A 705-nucleotide genomic window follows, 5' to 3' on the forward strand; every position below is an offset into this window, starting at 1 on the left:
TGTCCGGGTAAAAGCGGCGAACCCGCCCTGGCGGACCTGCGGGCTGAGGCCGCGGACGGTGGGGACGGTGGGGACGGTGGGGACGGTCCAGCAAGCCGACCCGGCGGCGGGTGGAGCAGGCGGTCGAAGCCGCCGCGCGGGACCACCGCTTCGCGGCGGAGGTCACGGAGCTGGCGGAGCTGACCGCGTTCTGCGCCGACGACGGCGGCTACAGCTGGTGGCGGGCCGGGCCCTGGGCCGGCAAGACCGCGCTCATGTCGTCGTTCGTCCTAGCCCTTTCGGAACAGGCCCTAGAGCCCCAGCCCTGGGCAGTGGCGGTCTCGTTCTTCATCACGGGCCGCCTGGCCGGCCAGGACAACGCGGCAGCCTTCACCGACGCGCTGCTGGGCCAGCTACAGGAGATCCTCGGTCAGGGCCTGCCCGAGGGGCTCACACCGGAGCAACGCGACGGCGAGCGCCAGCGCCTGCTACGCGAAGCCGCCCGCCACTGCAAGGAACGCGGCAGCCGACTGGTTCTCGTGGTCGACGGCCTTGACGAGGACCGCGGCCCGACGGTCGGCCAGAACAGCGGTGAGGTGCGTGCCCCAGCCCCGCGACGCCGCGTCCCCTATTGCCGGTCGCTCTAAATCCGTTGCGCCGTCGAGCTGGCGTTGCAGCACGGTGATTTGATGGCGCAGGGTGACGATCTCGATGTCCTTAGTGGTC

The 705-nt window shown here is 71.3% G+C and carries 1 protein-coding gene; it reads left to right on the plus strand.

Annotated features, from left to right (window positions below; all coding sequences use genetic code 11):
- The first annotated feature begins 110 nt into the window (after positions 1-110).
- Positions 111-626 carry a hypothetical protein gene (locus tag MJ797_RS22705; RefSeq protein ID WP_239341009.1) on the plus strand — a complete coding sequence of 172 codons (516 nt, stop codon included), beginning with the start codon at positions 111-113 and terminating at the stop codon, positions 624-626.
- Positions 627-705: the final 79 nt, after the last annotated feature.

Source organism: Protofrankia sp. CiP3 (genome assembly GCF_917627345.1).
GTDB lineage: Bacteria > Actinomycetota > Actinomycetes > Frankiales > Frankiaceae > Protofrankia.